Genomic DNA, 19,720 nt, shown 5'->3' on the forward strand with positions numbered 1-19,720 from the left:
CTTGTTGCTGCTTGGCGTATATCTTGGCGTATATCTTGGCTTATTCGTTGTTAAGTTTATTCGTCTGAGCCACTTCTAAATTGACGAGCATGTCGTTGCTCATCAAGGCTGGCAATAATGCGATGAAAGTTTTCGAAACGTTCTTCATCGATGTTACCTTCTTCAAAGGCGGCTTGTAAGGCACAGCCAGGATCGTCTAAGTGCTTACAATCTCGGAACTTACAGGTACCGAGGTAATCCCTAAATTCGACAAACCCCCATGCTACCTTTTCAGGCGGTAAATGCCAAAGGGCAAATTCGCGTACACCGGGAGAATCAATTAAATCGCCACTGCCTTTAAGGTGCAATAGCTTCGCTGCAGTGGTGGTGTGTTGACCCAATCCAGAATTTTCAGAGACTTCTCCAGTGAGGAGGTCCGCATCTGGCATTAATGCGTTGATTAGTGAGGACTTACCAACTCCAGATTGCCCTACAAATATGCTTGTTTTGTTATCGAGTAGTTGTTTAACCGTGTCAACGCCTTCTGCCGTTTGGCTACTGACTTCAAACACTTGATAGCCTAATTGCTGATAAACGGCTAAGGCTTCGGTTAATAATTCACGGGTTTCTTCGTCTAGTAAATCGACTTTGTTTAGTACGATGACAGGCTTGATGCCAGTGTCTTCAGCGGCGACTAAGTAGCGGTCAATGATCTGAGTGCTGAATGCAGGCACAACAGAAGTCACAATCAAAATTTGATCGATGTTGGCAGCAATAATTTTTACGCCATCATATAAGTCTGGACGAGTTAGGCTAGAGGTTCTAGGTTCAACGGCTTCAACAACACCTGCAATGGTGCTGGTTTGCTCTTGTGCAATGCGAACAATGACGTTGTCACCGGTCACCAAACTCTGAATGGTTCGACGGATATTACAACGGATCACTTCACCAGAGTCGATCTCGATATCCACATGTTGACCGAAGCGCGAAATGACACGACCCGTTTGTTCAGGTCCTAAACTGTCGTTTTCCAGTTCAACTTCAGGTGCTTCATTTTTACGTTGTAGGCGCTTTTGATGATTCGCGCGCATGCGACGTAATTGCCCTTTACTGAGCTTCTTTTTACTCACTGCGTACCTAAGGTGTTTTTGTGTTGCGTTAAAAATGAGTATGATACACCTTTATCGCTGCCGTTGGTTGTTTGTTTTAGTTGGCAGCAACAAAAGAACACTTGGAGCGGATAAATGTCGGTAAATGACAGTAATTTAATTTGGATTGATCTTGAAATGACAGGTTTAGAGCCTGCAACGGATCGCATTATCGAAATCGCGACTTTGGTTACCGATAAAGAGCTCAACATTATCGGCGAAGGTCCAGTGATTGCCATTCATCAAAGTGATGAGGTGCTTGATGCGATGGATGAGTGGAATCAGACCCATCATGGTCAGTCAGGATTAATAGAGCGTGTAAAAGCCAGTACTTATACTGAGGCGCAAGCGATAAAAGAAACCATTGAATTTCTAGAGCAATATGTCCCAGCAGGCAAGTCACCGATGTGTGGTAACAGTATTGGACAAGATCGTCGCTTTTTAAATAAATACATGCCAGAGTTAGAAGATTACTTCCATTATCGCAATATTGATGTCAGTACCATTAAAGAGTTAGTTAACCGCTGGCAACCTGAGATCCAAAAAGGCTTTAAAAAGCAAAATACCCACCAAGCATTGCAGGATATTCAGGAGTCGATTGCTGAATTGGTCTATTATCGCGCCAATGTATTTAAAATTTAGCCAAACAGCACTTTCTTTGAAATAAAGGCTTGCGTCATTAGAAAATAGCCCTATAATGCGACCTCGTCTTTTGGGGAACACACTGTTTCTTAGAAGGTGCTTCAGGAATGCGACATTAGCTCAGTTGGTAGAGCGATACCTTGCCAAGGTATAGGTCATCGGTTCGAACCCGATATGTCGCTCCAACATTTCTGATAGTAATTGATATTGCGACATTAGCTCAGTTGGTAGAGCGATACCTTGCCAAGGTATAGGTCATCGGTTCGAACCCGATATGTCGCTCCAATATCAAACCATAGATTCAAATCTATATGCGACATTAGCTCAGTTGGTAGAGCGATACCTTGCCAAGGTATAGGTCATCGGTTCGAACCCGATATGTCGCTCCAATCTCTTTTAAGTCTCAAATAAAATCATCTAAACATTTCATTACAAGTCTGTTTTAAAGCTCGATTGCTTCTTTGCGTTGTTTCCAGAATAATGGCTAGTTTTTAATACTAACCTCAGCTCTGTATAACGAAATCAATTAGGTTCTGAAGTTAAATATGAACCTTAAATTTTTATCTACAGTGTTGCTAATTATGTGAAGTTCAAGGCAGAACAGTTCGTAATAGCGAGTCTATTTCGGGCTGTTCTAACACAGAAATACGCATAAGTAGCAGTGCTGTAGAGGTTGGCTTATGCAGAGCTGAGGTTATATATACTAGGAACAAAATTGTAATGCCAAGGATTGACTCTATCGATACCCTTAGAGGGTTCGCGCTGTTAGGACTTCCCTTAATGAACTTGTTGGTTTTTGCTACGCCAGTAGCAGCCTATATGAATCCCAATGTTCATTTATCTGATTCTCCATTAAATCATTTTATATTCAGCTTTCTACAGATTTTTGCCGATCAAAAATTTATGGGGATTTTCTCTGTGCTGTTTGGTGTTGGATTAGTTTTGCTCCATGAAAAATTGAAACAACAACAGACTGTAAAATATGGGACAGGTACCATTTATTTGAGACTATTCGTACTAATGGTGATTGGATACTTACATGTAACTTATCTCTGGGCGGGTGATATTCTATTTGTCTATGCGGTGGGTGGGATGTTGATTTATCCCTTTATAGGTGTAGGTAAAAAGTCCTTATTTGTGATATTTGGTATTATTTACGCTTTAGTGGTATTGATGTCGACATTGGGTTCAGGGTTTGACACTACAGCACTTACACCATTAGCCAAAGCGCAAATTGAGGAGAGCTTTAATCCTTCGCTTGAACAAATCCAGCAATTCCATAACATCTTTCTTGGTAGTATGGCTGACATTAATCAGTTCTATGAACAAATTACACTGGATGGGCAAGATATAGAACTTCAAGTTTTGATAACCCAGTTTATGTTTTCATTGGCTGCTATCTTTCGTGCCTATGCCATGATGGTACTTGGTATTTTCTTGTATAAAGCAGGCTTTGTTACAGGACAGGCGAGCATTGGGCAATATCGATTTTGGAGCGTCTTTGGTTTACTGGTTGGTGGCGCCATTACCGTAGTCGGTTTAGTGGTTAACTACGGACATGACTTTGATGATGTTGGTATTTTTTATAGCTACGGCAACGTGTTTGTGACATTGGGTTCGCCTTTGATGGTCGTGGGGTATATCGCTCTATTTCATTGGGTATTGAATAAAGGGCAGACACTTTGGTCAATGGCGTTAGCCAGAGTTGGACGAATGGCACTGAGCTTTTACCTACTGCAATCAGTGATCTGTGTGTCGGTATTCTATGGTGTTGGCTTTGGATGGTTTGGCAGCTTAGCGCGCTGGGAGTTAGTCTTGTTTGCGCTTGGTTTAGCAGGGCTTCAACTGGGTATCGCTAAGTTGTGGTTAACCTATTTCAAGCAAGGACCAATGGAATGGCTATGGCGCAGTATTACTTATCGTCAGCTTGCTCCACTGTTGAAATAGAACGGTCATATTTGGTCTACACTTATTCATGATGTCATACACCAGCTTACACTTGTTTGTAAGTTGGTATACCTAACGGTAAAGGAGAACGTTATGGGTATGAGTGTAATCATGTACCGCGATGATGAGAATTTTTATGTGATTTCAGGGGCGATGAAAAAGGACGTCACGACCTTGAAGCAAACGGGGGAGCACGATTTAGAAGTGCGATTATCGGATGCAAAATCCAATAATAATGCCACGTTAAATTACTTTGTGACTTATGAAGGCGGCGAGATAAATTTTGAGCCTTCGGGTGATTTAAGTCCACACTTTAAAAATGAAGAAGAACAAGAAAATATGGAGATCACTCTCAAGGAAAGCCTTGAAGAAGGAATGTAGTTGGTAAATAACAAAAAAGAAAACGCCTCGATAAATTCGAGGCGTTTTTGTATTTAACGAATGGACTGAGACTATAGCTCAGCCGCTAATTTTCTTAATGCCGCTTTAACTTTACGGCTATTCTCAGGACCCATACGGATCATCAGTTTTTGCGCATTGGGTAGTGATTCTAGCTTCTTGTCTTTAAACTTGTAGTTTACGCTGATAGAAGTCAGTTCAATCGGCTGCTCAATAATCGGCGCTTTGAGCATTTCGCGAATGGCTTGACGTAGACGCTTAGTAAAGGTGTCATTTTCGTAGCCAAGCTCTGCAAACGCATCGTTTAGCAGTGGTAAAACATAACGGTATGTTTTGATCAGTTGATCCGTATTCATGGCTGATAGCAGCTCAGCGTAAAAATCATATCTGTGGTAGCTATCCGGATCTAAGTAAATCTTGTTGTTCACTTCAAGCGCAGAGAATGCTTGTTTTGGCGCAACCAATGGGCTGGCTTTACGGGCCAGTTGACCATAAGCCAAGTTATCTACAAATACCACAAATTGTCTGGCTAAGTTGGTTCGTAGAAGCTGTTTGTCTAATGATAATCCTTTGAAGGCATTCATGGTTTGGTGATACAAAAAGTCATCACTTTGCTGCAAGCTTGGTAAAGGCGCTGGCTTAGGCGGTTCAGGCTTTTTAGCTACAGGTTGCGGCTCTGGCTGTGGCTCCACTTTCGGTGCTGGTGGCTCAGGAATCGGCTCAGTAGGTAGCGGCGTTTCAGGCAATGGCTCTGGCGCTTTAACTTCTGGTTGAGTGACTTCTTGTTCTACCTGAGGTGGCTGCGGCTCATCGCCAAGGTAGTAATAAACAGAAGCACCAATTAAGACTACCAAGCCAATGGCACTTAACAATAAGCTACGGTTGCTTCTAGGTTGAGGAGCTTGAGAAACTCGATCGTCTTGATTCGCTTGCATAAGGTTTCCTTCTGGTACTTCTGTTTTAGCATTCGCCCACTTAATGAGTACGAATGAGATTATATCTTCGCAAGATTGCTTCGCATGTCAATGCGTTTCCCTAAAAATCATACAATGTTACAAAATACAGTCTCGTGACAATAGATTTTTAAGCTTGAATATATTGGTCTTTATTTCCGAGCCAACGTTCAATAATGGCATCAACATTTTCAGGGGCTTGTTGTAATAGATGCCCTGCTAGTTTTTGGACTTGTGGCACAAGATGTTGATCTCGCATTAAATCCGCAACCTTCATTTCAACCAGTCCGGTTTGTTTGGTGCCGAGCACTTCGCCTGGACCGCGTATTTCTAAATCCTTCTGTGCAATAACAAAGCCATCGTTGCTTTGTCTTAATACGCCAAGACGTTGTTTGGCGGTTAAGGTTAATGGCGATTTGTAGAGCATGACACAATGGCTTTCGATAGCGCCACGTCCAACGCGACCGCGCAATTGATGTAATTGAGCTAAGCCTAAGCGCTCTGGATTTTCGATGATCATTAGGCTGGCATTGGGCACGTTTACGCCAACCTCAATAACGGTCGTTGCCACTAATAAATCCAATTCACCACTGGAAAACTGATCCATGATGGCTTGCTTATCTTTGCTTTTCAATCGACCGTGAACTAAACCAATTTTCAGCTCGGGTAATAATTGCTTTAACTCTTCGGCGGTATCTTCAGCGGCTTGACATTCAAGTACTTCGGATTCATCTATTAAGGTGCAAACCCAATAGGTTTGACGCTTATCGACAGTTGCAGCATGGCGAACACGTTCGATTACTTCTTGGCGACGTTGATCGGAAATGGCCACTGTTGCTACAGGTGTGCGTCCGGGTGGGAGCTCATCAATAATAGAGGTATCTAAATCCGCATAAGCTGTCATTGCCAAGGTGCGTGGAATGGGGGTGGCGGTCATGATCAATTGATGTGGGTAAAATCCTTGTTTAATGCCTTTTTCACGTAGTCCAAGTCGTTGATGAACCCCGAAACGATGTTGCTCATCAATAATGGTTAAGGCTAAGTTTTTATACTCCACTTGTTCTTGAAATATCGCATGAGTACCAATGACGATGTGGGCATCACCACTGGCAATATCGGCTAAAGACTGTTCTCTGGCTTTACCTTTTAATTTCCCTGCGAGCCAACCCACTTTGAGTCCAAGAGGGGCAAACCACTGGCCGAAGTTTTCAGCGTGCTGTTCTGCCAGCAATTCAGTGGGCGCCATTAATGCCACTTGATAGCCGTTTTCGATGGCTTGCAGTGCTGCCAACGCGGCAACTAAGGTTTTACCTGATCCTACATCTCCCTGAACTAAGCGCATCATCGGATGTTTTTGCTCAAGATCGCTGCCGATCTCAGCGACTACACGTTGTTGCGCCCCCGTTGGCTTAAAGGGTAAGTCTTTTAAAAACGGATTCAGTAATTGTCCTGTGGCAGGTAACGCAATAGCGGGATCTTGATTACTGCGCTGGCGAAGTTTCAGCATACTCAGGTTGTGAGCCAATAGCTCTTCTTGAACTAATCGTTGCTGAGCAGGGTGTTGCCCTAATTCTAACTCTTCAAGTGACACCGTATTATCTGGACGGTGAAGAACCCGAATCGCTTCAGCCAATGGTAGGTTATTGGGGCGTAAGCGCTCAGGGAGTAACTCTGTTAATCCACCTTGACTTAACATGCTTAAGGCTTGTTCTGTCAGCTTGATCCAACTGGTTTGCTTTAGTCCTTCGGTACTTGGGTAGATGGGTGTTAAGCTGGCATCCATTTCGATCGGCTGATCGGGAGCAATTACTTTATAGTCAGGGTGAATGATCTCCGCATGATGTTTACCCGCTTTTATTTCACCATAGGCTTTCATCAAGCGACCATTTTGCATACCGTTTCGCTGCGCGGCGGAAAAATTAAAAAAGCGTAGGGTGATCACGCCGCTTGCGTCTCTGAGTGTGCAAGTCAGCATACGTTTACGACCGTGGATTATCTGTGTTGATTGGATTTCACCGACGATGGTGCCGTATTGTCCAGGCAGTAAATCCGCAATTTGATAGACGCGAGTGCGATCTTCATAGCGCAGTGGAAGATGGAACAGCAGATCTTGAACCGTGCGAATGCTCAGTTTTTCGAGTTTTTCAGCGACTTTTTTTGCCACACCTTTTAATTCGGTGATAGGCACCTGTTCCAATTGCAGCAAGTGGTAGCGACCTAAAGTACTGTGAATTTATACATATACTATCAAAGTCGTTATTTATTACAACTAACTCAATTTTTGAATCATAAAATACTGAATCAAGACAGTTGGAAGTAATAGTATGGTAAGACAACCGTCCGTGACAGGATGTCACGGTCGTCAGCACATGGACGTGCGCTTCTGTTGTCGTTCATACTATTACTTCCTTTCTGCTGCCTAAACAAAAGATGATTCACAACCAACCTTTCTGCTTAGCAATTCGAGCTGCATCGATGCGGTTACTGGCGTTAAGTTTGTTTATCGCTTCGGATAAATAGTTTCTCACTGTGCCTTCGGCAATAAAGAGGCTATTTGCAATTTCTGCGGTGGACTTTCCATCAGCGGCTAAACGTAAAGCTCGACGCTCTTTATCGTTAAGGGGATCTTGCTCACCGATGGCCATCATCGCCAATTCAGGATCGATAATTCGTCGGCCATTCATGATTTGTTCTATGGCATGTTGTAGCTCATCCGTTGGTGCATCTTTTAATAAAAAGCCATCTACTCCAGCCTCTAAAGCGCGCTTAATGTAGCCGCTGCGCCCAAAAGTCGTAAGGATGATGACTTTGATCTTACTTTGTTGTTCTTGCACCCATGTAGCTAATTCGAGTCCAGTTCGACCAGGCATTTCGATATCGGTGAGCAGTAAATCGAACTCTTGGCTTTTCAAAAATGCTAACGCTTCATCACCATCCTTAGCTTCGGTTATCTCATAATTGCCTTTAATAGAGAGAAGAGCGGCAAGTGCGCCTCGTACCATGGATTGATCTTCGGCAAGCAAAATTCGGATCATTGTTCTTCCTTAGAAAAATGCATCATCTAAATTGGAGTTGGACAATAGTGTGAACGTCAACAGAAACGCACGTCCATGTGCTGACGACCGTGACATCCTGTCACGGACGGTTGCCTTATCACACTATTGCCCTCCAGAAACATCGGATGAAATTGATATTTATAAACCTAATTTAGTTTTCTAATTTAAGATTGATTGTAAAAATACAGTTTGGCGTCGTTTGGTAAGTGAATTCCCCGTTCAGAGCTTTAACACGTTCACGTATTCCAGTTATACCATTGCCTTCTGAAATAGACTCACAATGTCCATTATCCATAACAGTTACGATAAGTGATGTTTGTGTGTGTTCAAAGCTAATTTCACATTCACCGGCCTGACTGTGGCGCAAAATGTTATTGCCTAGTTCCGTTAAAATCAGGCTTAACTGGCTTTCTTCGCGAGCAGGTAGCTGACTTGGGATATCACCCGTTAGAGACACCACTAATGATTTTTCTCGTAATCGTTTACATAAATCGGTAACGGTTTTGGCCAATCCTTTGCTTTTATAATCTGATACAGTTTCACGTATTTCGCTCAGTCCATTTCTGGAGATCTCGGCTAACTCACTTAGGTGCTGCAGTGCTTCTTCAAGTCGGTTTTGTTGAATAAGCGCTTGCACTAATTCAGCTTTAAGTGAGATGGAAGACAGACTATGACCAATTAGGTCGTGTAAGTCTCTGGCGATCCGTTCTCGCTCAACGATGGTGGCGAGGGTTTTGATTTCTTCGGCTGATTGCTGCTTTTGTCGATTAGCCAGTTCTTTTTGACCTGAAGCATAACCGACTAAAGTGAGCCCTAAATAGATGGCAGATGAATAGCCAAAAAAGTAGTAATTGGGAAATAGCCAATCATTTAACACGAATAGCAGTATAAGCATGATAGGGGTGATGATGGCTAAGCGCTTTATTGAATAGTGAAAACCGCAGAAAAAGCCAACAAAGGAAAATAAGGCCATTGACCCGTAGTTAAATGGGGTTGCGAGAATAGCGAGTGAAAGCATTCCAAAAATCGGAAAATGGACGTGCTCTGCTTTACATCGGTAGGCTTGGAAATAGACGAATATAAATATAACGACAATAGCAAGGCTAATGATAGTGTCAGACAGTCCTCTTTGATTGATAAACATCGGAATAAAATAAAAGACCAGATTACACAGATATAGCCACGCAAATTTGTCTTTGGTCTTTTCAGTGTTGAGGAAATTCATTTTTATCATGCCGAGTTCCGTTCTAAGGGCTATTTTTAGTTTGAGCTGAGCTTTAAGCCAATAATGCCAACGACGATAAGTAAAATACAGATAACACGAGTCATCGAAATACTCTCGTTAAATAAGATGATCCCCGCTATTGTGATCCCAACGGCGCCAAAGCCCGTCCACACTGCATAGGCATTTCCCATGGGGATGGTTTTTAAGGCGTAAGAAAGGCAAGCAAAGCTTATCCATGCGGAAACAAAAAAGCTGACACTTGGCCACAGTTTGGTAAATCCCTCTGAGTATTTTAATGAGATTGCCCAAACCACCTCCATTATTGCAGCGAATACTAATACTATCCAAGCCATTATTTTTCCTTATTATTTCTAATACAAGAATTAAAGATATGGTCAATAAATTCAGATAGGAGTAATTGTGTGATAAACCAACCGTCCGTGACAGGAAGTCACGGCCGTCAGCACATGGATGTGCGTTTCTGTTGGTGTTCACATGATTACTCCTTATCCATGTTCAAGATGAAGCGTGTTGTAATGAACTGAAGAGGAAAATGCCGCTCATTATTGATTTTGGCTTAACAGAAATTTAGCCCAACTGTAATTAGGATTTACGCTGATGGCTTGTTTCCAGTCGGCAATCGCTTGGCGCTGCTGATTTTCTTGTTGTTTTGCCAGTCCACGCCATGTATAGGTTTCGGCTTTACCCCAACAAATGTCAGTACAGTCATCACTGTATAAGCTTAAGGCTTTATCAGCGAATTTGATGGTATTTTCCATACTGCCGCCAAACATGGCTGGTGTGTTATAAGCACTGATGGCTTTCACTAAATAGACTCTTGGGTTTGTGGCATCCAGTGATTCTGCGGTTTTAATTGCTTGCGCTGATTTACGACCTAGTGTCATTCCCTCCATTGGATCAACGGCAATTTGCATTCCATAAACTGCTGAAAGTAGCGCGTAGTTTTCTGAATCACTTTCACTCTCATTCAATTGCTCTAGTGTTTGCGCTGCTGTTTTTAGTGACGACTTGGCAATACTTCGCTGCCCTGAAATATTCGCTAAAATCGCGATACGATAATGGGCATAAGCTTTGGCGTAACCGGTTGAGTTTTTAGCAAGCTCAGATAATTCCGCTCTGCTTTTACTGTTTGACGCAATATCAATTTGTGAGATTGTATGATCAGACTCTAACGCCAATGCTGATGAAGATAAAAGTACGCTCGTAGCAAGCAGTAAAGTTTTCATGAGTTGTTTCCTTACGGTTAATGTCGAGTACGGAAACAATTATTAAAGATGGGAGTAAAAAAGGGCAGGCACAAAGGTCATCAAAACAAGATGACAAATGTCATTAGTTGATGGCTCGTATAATACAAGCCATCAAAAGAGATGCTTTTAAATCAAGGCTTCACTGACAATATAAGACATGTAAGCAAGGTAAATAATAAGTAACACCACGCCTTCCATGCGACTGATGATTTTTCCAGTGTAGGCAAAAGGTAGCATTAGCAGTGATAGGCCTAGCATAGTGCTAAAATCAACCACTTCTAAACCATCTGCTGAGATTGGATGGATTATGGCTGTAATGCCTAATACCGCCAAAATGTTAAAAAGGTTAGAGCCGACAACGCCACCAAGGGCGATATCACTCTCGCCTTTTCTTGCTGCGACTACAGAGGTGGCTAACTCAGGCATACTGGTACCAATCGCGACCACAGTGAGTCCTATGATGATTTCAGAGATTCCAAATTGGCGAGCTAAATCAACAGCACCATCAACGAATATTATGCCACCACCAATTAACATCACTAGACCAAGGATGATCAGGATTGCTGATATGGCTGGCGTGTAATTACCGTCAGGGAGCTCTTCAACATCCCCCGTCTTTTTAGCATCATAATAGCCATATACCAAATAGCAAATCAGGACTAAAGTAAGCGTTATACCATCGGCAATATCGAGTTCACCATCCAGTAATAACCCTCCAAATAATAACGTGACCGCAATCATTAAAGGAATGTCGCGTTTTACGATTTGAGATTGCACTTTTATCGGTCTAATGATGGCTGTAATGGCTAGAATCAAACCTATATTGGCAATGTTCGATCCAATAACGTTGCCCAGTGCGATACCTGAACTGCCAGCGAGCGCCGATTTTAAGCTCACGGCTAATTCAGGTGCACTAGTACCAAAGGCGACAATAGTTAGACCAATAATAAGAGGGGTAACGCCTAGGCGAAGCGCAAGTGCACTTGCTCCTCGAACGAGAGCTTCTGCACCTAAGGTGAGGATAAGGAATCCACCTACGATAGAAAGAAAAATAAGCATGAGTTGTGTAGTTGTGACCGATAAATTGTAGTGCGCTTAGGATACGCATTTTTCTCTGAGATTGACACAATATGTCAGTATTAAGTTATCAATCGTTACAACAGGCAAGGCGTGATGCCTTACCTGTCTAATGTTATTGAAAAAGGGACTCTTGGCTGTTGGCGTCGATGAAGATATTCTCGTCATCGTTATTGCCATTCACATATTCAGTGGGTTCAGTGCCTTTAATGAAATATTCAAACCGAGTCGTATAATCGGTTTTATGGGTTAATTTACCTGTCTTGAGATCGATTCGAACGGAAATAATGTTTTCAGGAGGAGGATCTGTAACTTCAGGTGTGCCTTTTAACGCATCACGCATAAATGCATTCCATGCCGGTCCTGCCGTTTTCGCTCCTGATTCAGCGCCAGAGATCTGCCCTTGGCCAGCATTGGCATTCCAAGCAGTACGTCCTAATTCTCTTGAATGATCATCAAAACCGACCCAAACGGTCGTAACCAAATTAGGATTAAATCCACTGAACCAAGTATCTTTGGATTCGTTGGTTGTTCCTGTTTTCCCAGCGATATCACGACGATTAACGACTCTTTGGGCACGCCAAGCTGTACCATTCCAGCCGTTGCCTTTACTCCAGTTACCTCCACCCCAAATGGTGCTTTTAAGGGCTTGACGGATCAAAAAGGCGGTTTGCTCACTAATCACTTTTTCAGCATAACGATGTGGTTTGCTGGTATCGCATTTACCAACGCTATCCGATTCTGATTTGTATTCAATTCCCTGTTCAGCGGACAGCGCCGCTAAGGTTGCTTCCCATTGAGCATCGGTTTCATTTTTTTCGATAGGCTCACAAGCCAGTGTAGGATGGGCTTGATGTATAACAGTATTGTCAGAATCCTTTATTTCACTAATAAAGTAGGGTTCGACTAAGTATCCGCCATTGGCAAATACACTAAAAGCACGAACTACTTGCATCGGGGTTACTGCTGGTGAACCTAAGGCAATGGATTCGTTTTTAGGTAGTTCATCTGGCGTAAAACCAAAATCCATAAGGCGATTTCGAGTAGCTGTAAGTCCTGCCATGCGTAAGGCTCTTACCGCCATTACGTTGATTGATTTCGCTAATCCTACTCGTAATCTAGTGGGGCCACCGTATACATCAGGGGAGTTTTTAGGGCGCCATGCAATACCTTGACGAATATCGGGTTCATTAATCGGGGCGTTATTAATTAATGTCGCTAAGGTATAGCCTTTTTCAAGCGCAGAAGCATAAATAAAAGGCTTAATGTTAGAACCCAATTGTCGCTGTGCTTGAGTCACTCTGTTGTACTGACTTTTACCAAAGGAAAAGCCACCGACTAATGATTCAATCGCACCGTCATGCGGGTTTAAGCTGACCATCGCACTCGCTACCTGAGGGATTTGCGATAGTTGCCAATGTTCAGCGTTTTTTCTTATCCAAATTTGTTGCCCAGCCTGTAAAATCTCATAAGCCGTTTTGGGAGCAGGGCCTTGTTTACTGTCTGAGATAAAGGGCCTAGCCCATTTTAGACCATCCCAGTTGATAACCGTGCTTTCACCATTGGCCGTAAAAACAGTAGCTTGCTTTTCATCAACCTGTGTGACCACTGCTGGGCGTAAAGACAAAACGGATGCTGTCTTTTTTAAAATAGTAATAAGAGCGTTATTTGACGGGATTTCTGAAGGAAGTGCTGTTGGTGCCCATAGTGTTGCTGTAGCGCCACGGTAGCCATGCCGTTCATCGTATGCAAACACGTTATTTCTTAATGCCGATTGCGCTTCTAATTGCAGCTTAGATGAAATCGTGGTGTAAACGCTATATCCACCGGTATACGCTTGCTCTCGGCCGTACTTGTCCACCATATAATTTCTGGCCATCTCAGAAATATAGGGCGCATACAGGTCAATTTCAGCACCATGATAAGAGGCGGTATTCGGTGCATGAATGGCTTCATCATATTGTGCTTGAGTAATGGCATTAACATCTTTCATTCTCAGCAAGACGATATTTCGTCTGGCGATAGCCCGTCTAGCCGAAGTGATTGGGTTCAGCGTCGAAGGAGCTTTAGGTAATCCAGCAATGACGGCCATTTCTGGTAAAGTTAAGTCTTTAACGTCTTTTCCATAATAGACTTGAGCTGCGGCTCCTACGCCATAAGCACGTTGCCCAAGATAAATTCGATTAAGGTAGAGTTCTAAAATTTCATCTTTGGTCAGTAATTGCTCGATATGAAAAGAAATAAAAATTTCTTTCACTTTACGGATAATGGTCTTATCACGAGTTAGAAAGAAGTTACGAGCAACCTGCATGGTGATGGTTGAAGCACCTTGCTTTTTTTGCCCAGTCGAGAGCATTACGAAGGCGGCTCTTACTACACCAATAGGATCGATGCCACCATGATCATAAAAACGTGCATCCTCAGTTGCTAGAAATGCATCAATCATGGGTTTAGGGATGTCTTTTAGCTTGAGTGGGATACGGCGCTTTTCACCAAATTGTGAAATCAATTTACCGTCTTTACTGTAGATCCTAAGTGGTGTTTGAAGCTGGACAGTCTTGAGAGTCGCAACATCTGGAAGATCGGGCGATACATACCAATAAGCTCCACCAATACCTGCAATAGCAAGAAGTAGAGAACTGATAAAGAGTACCCCTAATCGTTTGATCCATTTCACGTAGCGTATTCCAACTCATCGTTATGTCTTTAATGTGGTTAGTATAAACAGAAAAAGAGCCAATGTGGATGGCAGAAATGTGTCAAGTTCACTAGAAAGTGTCAAATTGTTGTAATTTTATTGGTTGAATAATGGTCGTTTATTCAGATCGGGAGTATCGAAAAAATATATTTATCGGTATCTTATTTTGTGGTTAATTTTTTGTTGCTTTTATTTGTATTATAAATAAAAGTATTGAGAAAATTACCAGTAGATGCATAATAACTGTACAAAATGTAGGTAATTTTTACTCTTCCACACTAATTACAATAACTTTTACGGTGAAGTGATAACAAAAATATGTTTTCAAACTTATGGAAGCGTTTAACTCCACAAATGGTCGGGATTGATATTGGTGCTCATGAAATCAAGGCCGTTTTGTTGAGCAAAACCACGGATGGTTACAAAATAAATAGCTATGCTGCCGTTCCTGTTAAAAAGGGAGCGGTAAGTGATCATCATATTCTTGATGAGGCTGCAGTGATCGATGCGCTGGAGTTAGTTAAACGTCGTTTGCCTAAAACCGTAAAAATAGCCGCTGCTTCTGTTTCCGGTTCGGCCGTATTGACCAAAGTGATTTTTATGGATGCGAACCTGAGCGAAGAAGAAATGGAAGCTCAGATTGAAATTGAAGCCGACAGTTTGATCCCTTATCCCTTAGATGAAGTCAGTATTGATTTCGAAACTCTGCAAACAAACCCAACCGATGCTAGTAAAGTCAATGTGTTACTCAGTGCCTGTCGCACCGAAAATATTGATGCCAAAGTCGATGCCCTAAATAGCGTGGATTTAGACGCTAAAGTGATCGATGTAGAAGGATATGCGTTGGGGCGTGCTCACGAATTAATATTAGGTCAACTTCCCGACGATGCCTTTGATAAATCTGTAATGATGGTTGATATGGGGGCAAATATCATGACTTTTGCCGTAGCCAAAGAAGGGGAGACCATATTTACCCGTGAACAGGCGTTTGGCGGGGATCAATTTACTCAGTCAATTCAGTCGTTTTATGGCATGAGTTACGATGAAGCTGAAAAGGCAAAAGTCACAGGTGAGTTACCCAGAGACTATATGTATGAGGTGCTTTCGCCATTTCAGGCGCAACTGTTACAGCAAATCAAAAAATCGATTCAAGTGTTTTGTGCAAATACCAACATCGATAACGTCGACTATATTGTGTTATCAGGGGGCACTGCCAAATTAGAAGGAATGGCAAATTTGATCACCAACGAGTTAGGCGTTCACGCGGTAATTGCAAATCCTTTAGAAGGTAATGTTACTGCCAGCGAAAAGGATGAACCAGTACTGAAAAATCATATCAGCAAATATATGGTTGCGTGTGGTTTAGCTTTGAGGAGTTATACCCCGTGGCGAACATAAACCTACTTCCATGGCGTGAAGAAGCCAGAGAAAAGAAAAAGCGCGACTATATGGGCGTGTTAGGTTTGGTTTTTATTGCAACGTGTGCCGTGGTGTATTTGGGTTTGATGTATATCGATTATTTAAAGGCTGAGCAACGAGATCGTAATGCCTACTTGCAGTCAGAAATTCAGTTACTTGAAGGCCAGATCAAAGAAATCCAAGGGATCAACCTTCGTAAACAAGACATTGAACGCCGTACCGATATTATTTTGGATTTACAGCAAGCCAGAAACCTTCCTACTCATGTTTTAGATGAAATGGTTCGTGTCACTCCAGCAGGTATTTATTTATCTACCATAGAAAAAAAGGGCGATTTATTGTGGATTGAAGGTCGCAGTGAATCTAATAATCATGTATCAAACATGATGCGCAAAATTGAGATTTCAAAATGGCTGCATGATGCCAGTACCAAAGAAATTACCACAAAAGACGTAGAAACAAGACAGTTCCAGTATTTCAATATGAGGGCGATCATTGCAGAAGATCCTGTAAATGGAACGGAACTTGATCTAGGAGAAAAAAGATGAACCTAGATCAATTCAATGACCTCGATTTAGAAAATATTGGTATCTGGCCCAAAGAAGTCAAAATTGTCTTTGGTGGACTTTTGTCCGTAATTGTACTGGTTTTTAGCTATTACTTTATCGTATCGGATGAGCTTAACTCTCTGAGTCGAATGCAAGATAAAGAACAGGAACTGCGTGAGTCATTTAAACTGAAATATCAAATGGCCTCGAACTTAAAATTGTATCGTGAGCAATTAACTCAGTTGGAAGATCAGTTCTCTGAACTGTTAAAGATGTTGCCGTCACAAAATGAAATGCCTGGATTACTCGATGATTTAACCTTTGTGGCGACGGATGCAGGTTTAAAAATCAATCGGATCAATTGGGAGCAAGAGATCCCAAAGGACTTTTATTTAGAGTTTCCGATCAATTTATCCGTTAAAGGCGACTACCATGAAATCGGTTCCATGGTAAGCAGTGTCGCTAAGCTTCCCCGTATTGTGAGCTTACATGATTTTGTCATAAAGCAAGCTCCTGATGGCCAATTAGAAATGGACATTTTGGCCAAAACATACCGCTTTAAAAATGCCAAAGAGCAAGAAAAAAGCAAAGGGAGCAAAAAATGAAGCGACTGATATTGCTGACGGCCTTTTTTGCTTTAACCGGTTGTTCAAAAGATCGCACCGATCTTGAGTTGTTTGTGACCACAACTAAAGCTCAGCATGTGGCTCACATCCCAGCGATAAAAGAAGCGCCTAAATTTGAACACTTTGCGTATCACGCAGAATTACTTCGAAGCCCTTTTTCTCCGCCATCTCGAGAATTAACTGAAGAAGTAATCGACTCGAGTAAAAATTGTCTGCAACCTGACTTGGCAAGAAGAAAAAGTCGATTGGAAACTTATGCATTGGACAACTTGAAGATGCGAGGATCGATCACTCAAGATGGCCGGATATGGGCGTTAATAGAAACCAGTGATGGCAGTATTTACCGTTCAGGAACTGGGCAATTTTTAGGTTTGTACCATGGGCAAATCGTAAGAATATTAGATAACAGAATTGATATTATTGAGTTGATTCCTGACGGATCAGGATGTTGGACTGAGCGTATTAGTGCCATGGAGTTGACCAGTGAGTAGCCAAGAAAGGACAAATTACTAATGGATTTTACAATCATTAACCGTATTTTAAACCTGAAGAGCTTCAGACTGAATGTCTGGATCGGGTTGTTTTCCTTGTTGGCTATGATCCCTCAAGCCATGAGTGCCAATCGTTTATTGGATGTCCAATATCATGCCGTTGTGGATCATCAATTAGAAATTGAATTTTTATTTGAAAATGATATTGCGGTACCGACTTCAGATATGAAAGCCAATCCGGCTAAGCTAGAGTTACATTTCGCCGACAGTGTTTCTGATCTTGGTAAAGATTCCATCCTAATTGATAAAGTCGGTGTTGATGGCCTACAAGTCGAACAACAAGGTTCAAGCTTGCATTTGACTTTAGCTATGGAACAAGTTTTACCTTATCAAGGCCGAGTGATAGGAAACCGCTATCGATTGACGGTGAATGATGCTGTGCAAAAAAGCGATCAAAATCAGCAAACGACACAATCCTTTGTTAATAGCATTAAGAATATCGATTTTAAGCGCTCTCAATCTGGTGGCAGTGAACTTATCGTTGAGTTTAACAACCGTTCTATTGCAGTTGATATTGAGCAAGTCGGTGCCAAGTTAGAAGTTAAGTTTTTTAATACTGAGATCAATGATGACTTACTGTATATCGTTGATGTGAATGATTTTGATACCCCGATAAAAAGTTTTGAGACTTTTCGTGACGACTTGATCTCCCGCGTTATGGTGGATGTGGATGGCGAGTATGAGTACCGCTACAACCAAGAAGGCAATACGTTAAGGCTGAATGTGGATAAGGTGGTTCGCGAAGCAGCCATAAAAAAAGAAAAAACGTATTCAGGCAAAGCCTTTACTCTAAATTTCCAAAACATTTCAGTTCGAACTGCGCTACAAATTATTGCAGACATGAATCAGTTTAACTTGATTGTATCTGACACAGTAGAAGGCGATATTACGCTGAGATTAGATCAAGTGCCTTGGGATCAAGCCTTAGATCTGATTTTGCAAACCAAAGGCTTAGGTAAGCGCATCGAAGGTAATATTTTGATGGTTGCGCCAGCGGAAGAGCTCGCTATTCGAGAGTCACAGCAGCTGAAAAATAAGCAAGAAGTCGAAAAGCTTGCGCCGCTGTTCTCTGAATATATTCAAATTAATTACGCCAAAGCAATTAATATTGCCAGCTTACTGAAAAATGAAGATTCGAGTTTGCTGACTAAGCGTGGCTCAGTAGCCGTTGATGAACGTACGAATACTTTGTTGGTGAAAGACACTGCGGACACCATTGAGAGTGTTCACCGCTTAGTTAAGATTATTGATGTGCCTATTCGCCAAGTGGAAATCGAGGCGCGTGTGGTTACCGTAAGAGACAATGTGGCCGAAGATCTTGGGGTACGATGGGGCTTTAGTGATCAACAAGGTCGAGATGGTACTTCAGGTTCTTTGGAAGGAGCGAATGCCATTGCGAATGGCCGAATCCCATCTTTGTCGGATCGATTAAATGTAAACTTACCCGCTCGAAATGATAATGCTGCCGGTATCGCTTTCCATGTAGCAAAACTGGCTGATGGTACCTTATTAGATCTTGAGTTAAGTGCGTTAGAGCAAGAGGATAAGGCTGAAATTGTGGCTAGCCCTCGATTAACGGTATCGAATCAGCAAAAGGGTTATATTTCACAGGGTATTGAAATTCCGTTTGTACAAGCAACATCAAGCGGGGCTACGTCGGTAACCTTTAAGCCAGCAGTCCTTCTTTTAGAGGTAGTCCCACAAATTACACCTGATAATCGAGTCATATTGGATTTAAAAATCACTCAAGACTCTCGAGGTGAAACCGTTCCAACAGCAGTTGGTGATGCTGTTTCTATCGACACCCAACGTATCGGTACTCAAGCGTTAGTTAAAAATGGTGACACGATTGTGTTAGGTGGTATTTATCAACGCAATCTTATTAACAATGTTAGCAAAGTGCCAATTTTGGGTGATATTCCGTATCTTGGGTACTTATTTAGAAACACTCAAGAAAAAAATGAACGACGCGAATTACTGATTTTTGTCACGCCTAAAATCGTTACTTACCAGTTATAAATCTGTTTTAATACATAAGCCTAAGTAGAGTGTGCTATGCTTTATTTGGGCTTTTTTATTACCGTAAAGTAATAATCGTGCTCATATAATCACTCATTAATCGTGCGCACTACTTGCCAAGGATAGAGCTAAACTGAGATAATCCGCAGTCAAGTCTCTTAAGAG

General features: G+C 42.1%; 17 protein-coding genes and 3 tRNA genes. 11 read left to right on the top strand and 9 right to left on the bottom strand.

Features of this window, described 5'->3' with window-relative positions:
- Positions 1-56 precede the first annotated feature (56 nt).
- Positions 57-1,109 (bottom strand): small ribosomal subunit biogenesis GTPase RsgA, encoded by a 1,053-nt coding sequence (gene rsgA / locus E2H97_RS01720; protein ID WP_133405525.1) that lies wholly within the window; start codon positions 1,107-1,109, stop codon positions 57-59.
- Positions 1,110-1,223: 114 nt separating this feature from the next.
- On the opposite strand from rsgA, the gene orn reads away from it, so the two are divergent.
- The 6 genes from orn (at position 1,224) to E2H97_RS01750 (ending at position 4,097) form a co-directional block, all read left to right on the top strand.
- The gene (gene orn / locus E2H97_RS01725) at positions 1,224-1,769 is read left to right on the top strand and encodes an oligoribonuclease (protein ID WP_133405526.1); all 546 of its coding nucleotides are present in this window, start codon (positions 1,224-1,226) and stop codon (positions 1,767-1,769) included.
- A 109-nt stretch (positions 1,770-1,878) separates the two neighbouring features.
- Positions 1,879-1,954: transfer RNA gene (locus tag E2H97_RS01730), tRNA-Gly, on the top strand.
- A gap of 24 nt (positions 1,955-1,978) precedes the next feature.
- Positions 1,979-2,054 (top strand) — tRNA-Gly (locus E2H97_RS01735).
- A 28-nt stretch (positions 2,055-2,082) separates the two neighbouring features.
- A tRNA-Gly gene (locus E2H97_RS01740) sits at positions 2,083-2,158 on the top strand.
- Positions 2,159-2,489: 331 nt separating this feature from the next.
- Positions 2,490-3,716 carry a DUF418 domain-containing protein gene (locus E2H97_RS01745; protein WP_133405527.1) on the top strand — a complete coding sequence of 409 codons (1,227 nt, stop codon included), beginning with the start codon at positions 2,490-2,492 and terminating at the stop codon, positions 3,714-3,716.
- Positions 3,717-3,809: 93 nt separating this feature from the next.
- Positions 3,810-4,097 carry a hypothetical protein gene (locus E2H97_RS01750; RefSeq protein ID WP_133405528.1) on the top strand — a complete coding sequence of 96 codons (288 nt, stop codon included), beginning with the start codon at positions 3,810-3,812 and terminating at the stop codon, positions 4,095-4,097.
- 71 nt (positions 4,098-4,168) lie between these two features.
- Here the strand turns inward: E2H97_RS01750 and E2H97_RS19045 are convergent, their stop codons facing one another.
- The 8 genes from E2H97_RS19045 to E2H97_RS01790 all read right to left on the bottom strand — a co-directional run bounded on the left by E2H97_RS19045 (position 4,169) and on the right by E2H97_RS01790 (position 14,371).
- Positions 4,169-5,050 carry a DUF3014 domain-containing protein gene (locus tag E2H97_RS19045; protein ID WP_133405529.1) on the bottom strand — a complete coding sequence of 294 codons (882 nt, stop codon included), beginning with the start codon at positions 5,048-5,050 and terminating at the stop codon, positions 4,169-4,171.
- A gap of 148 nt (positions 5,051-5,198) precedes the next feature.
- Positions 5,199-7,274: an ATP-dependent DNA helicase RecG gene (gene recG, locus E2H97_RS01760; protein WP_133405530.1), complete on the bottom strand. Its 2,076-nt coding sequence runs from the start codon at positions 7,272-7,274 to the stop codon at positions 5,199-5,201.
- A 229-nt stretch (positions 7,275-7,503) separates the two neighbouring features.
- Positions 7,504-8,100: a response regulator transcription factor gene (locus E2H97_RS01765; RefSeq protein WP_133408544.1), complete on the bottom strand. Its 597-nt coding sequence runs from the start codon at positions 8,098-8,100 to the stop codon at positions 7,504-7,506.
- A gap of 175 nt (positions 8,101-8,275) precedes the next feature.
- A complete protein-coding gene (locus tag E2H97_RS01770; RefSeq protein ID WP_246029040.1) occupies positions 8,276-9,358 on the bottom strand; it encodes a sensor histidine kinase in 1,083 nt (360 codons plus the stop codon).
- Positions 9,359-9,384: 26 nt separating this feature from the next.
- Positions 9,385-9,702 carry a DMT family transporter gene (locus E2H97_RS01775; protein WP_133405531.1) on the bottom strand — a complete coding sequence of 106 codons (318 nt, stop codon included), beginning with the start codon at positions 9,700-9,702 and terminating at the stop codon, positions 9,385-9,387.
- Positions 9,703-9,912: 210 nt separating this feature from the next.
- Positions 9,913-10,596 carry a tetratricopeptide repeat protein gene (locus tag E2H97_RS01780; RefSeq protein WP_133405532.1) on the bottom strand — a complete coding sequence of 228 codons (684 nt, stop codon included), beginning with the start codon at positions 10,594-10,596 and terminating at the stop codon, positions 9,913-9,915.
- Between the two features lie 147 nt (positions 10,597-10,743).
- Entirely contained in the window at positions 10,744-11,676 is a 933-nt protein-coding gene (locus E2H97_RS01785; RefSeq protein WP_133405533.1) for a calcium/sodium antiporter, read from the bottom strand.
- Positions 11,677-11,809: 133 nt separating this feature from the next.
- On the bottom strand, positions 11,810-14,371 hold the full coding sequence (locus E2H97_RS01790) for a penicillin-binding protein 1A (protein WP_133405534.1): 2,562 nt from the start codon (positions 14,369-14,371) through the stop codon (positions 11,810-11,812).
- A gap of 339 nt (positions 14,372-14,710) precedes the next feature.
- On the opposite strand from E2H97_RS01790, the gene E2H97_RS01795 reads away from it, so the two are divergent.
- From E2H97_RS01795 to E2H97_RS01815, 5 genes are read left to right on the top strand one after another with little or no spacing between them, the layout of a single operon-like run.
- Positions 14,711-15,790, top strand: coding sequence for a pilus assembly protein PilM (locus E2H97_RS01795; protein WP_133405535.1), 1,080 nt, complete (start codon positions 14,711-14,713; stop codon positions 15,788-15,790).
- Positions 15,778-16,359, top strand: coding sequence for a PilN domain-containing protein (locus E2H97_RS01800; protein ID WP_133405536.1), 582 nt, complete (start codon positions 15,778-15,780; stop codon positions 16,357-16,359). The genes E2H97_RS01795 and E2H97_RS01800 overlap by 13 nt, the downstream gene beginning before the upstream one ends.
- Positions 16,356-16,964, top strand: a complete 609-nt coding sequence (locus E2H97_RS01805) for a type IV pilus inner membrane component PilO (protein WP_133405537.1) — start codon at positions 16,356-16,358, stop codon at positions 16,962-16,964. Before E2H97_RS01800 ends, E2H97_RS01805 begins: the two co-directional genes overlap by 4 nt.
- Positions 16,961-17,476 (top strand): pilus assembly protein PilP, encoded by a 516-nt coding sequence (locus E2H97_RS01810; RefSeq protein WP_133405538.1) that lies wholly within the window; start codon positions 16,961-16,963, stop codon positions 17,474-17,476. The genes E2H97_RS01805 and E2H97_RS01810 overlap by 4 nt, the downstream gene beginning before the upstream one ends.
- 21 nt (positions 17,477-17,497) lie before the next feature.
- Positions 17,498-19,555 (top strand): type IV pilus secretin PilQ, encoded by a 2,058-nt coding sequence (locus E2H97_RS01815; RefSeq protein ID WP_133405539.1) that lies wholly within the window; start codon positions 17,498-17,500, stop codon positions 19,553-19,555.
- Positions 19,556-19,720: the final 165 nt, after the last annotated feature.

Source organism: Parashewanella tropica (assembly GCF_004358445.1).
Taxonomy (GTDB): Bacteria; Pseudomonadota; Gammaproteobacteria; order Enterobacterales; family Shewanellaceae; genus Parashewanella; species Parashewanella tropica.

Excerpts from the sequence above, each read along its gene's own strand:
- E2H97_RS01745 (WP_133405527.1), top strand. The coding sequence starts at position 2,490 with ATGCCAAGGATTGACTCTATCGATACCCTTAGAGGGTTCGCGCTGTTA.
- E2H97_RS01770 (WP_246029040.1), bottom strand. The coding sequence starts at position 9,358 with ATGATAAAAATGAATTTCCTCAACACTGAAAAGACCAAAGACAAATTT.
- E2H97_RS01795 (WP_133405535.1), top strand. The coding sequence starts at position 14,711 with ATGTTTTCAAACTTATGGAAGCGTTTAACTCCACAAATGGTCGGGATT.
- E2H97_RS01810 (WP_133405538.1), top strand. The coding sequence starts at position 16,961 with ATGAAGCGACTGATATTGCTGACGGCCTTTTTTGCTTTAACCGGTTGT.
- orn (WP_133405526.1), top strand. The coding sequence starts at position 1,224 with ATGTCGGTAAATGACAGTAATTTAATTTGGATTGATCTTGAAATGACA.
- E2H97_RS01775 (WP_133405531.1), bottom strand. The coding sequence starts at position 9,702 with ATGGCTTGGATAGTATTAGTATTCGCTGCAATAATGGAGGTGGTTTGG.
- E2H97_RS01815 (WP_133405539.1), top strand. The coding sequence starts at position 17,498 with ATGGATTTTACAATCATTAACCGTATTTTAAACCTGAAGAGCTTCAGA.
- E2H97_RS01750 (WP_133405528.1), top strand. The coding sequence starts at position 3,810 with ATGGGTATGAGTGTAATCATGTACCGCGATGATGAGAATTTTTATGTG.
- E2H97_RS01805 (WP_133405537.1), top strand. The coding sequence starts at position 16,356 with ATGAACCTAGATCAATTCAATGACCTCGATTTAGAAAATATTGGTATC.
- E2H97_RS01780 (WP_133405532.1), bottom strand. The coding sequence starts at position 10,596 with ATGAAAACTTTACTGCTTGCTACGAGCGTACTTTTATCTTCATCAGCA.
- E2H97_RS19045 (WP_133405529.1), bottom strand. The coding sequence starts at position 5,050 with ATGCAAGCGAATCAAGACGATCGAGTTTCTCAAGCTCCTCAACCTAGA.
- E2H97_RS01785 (WP_133405533.1), bottom strand. The coding sequence starts at position 11,676 with ATGCTTATTTTTCTTTCTATCGTAGGTGGATTCCTTATCCTCACCTTA.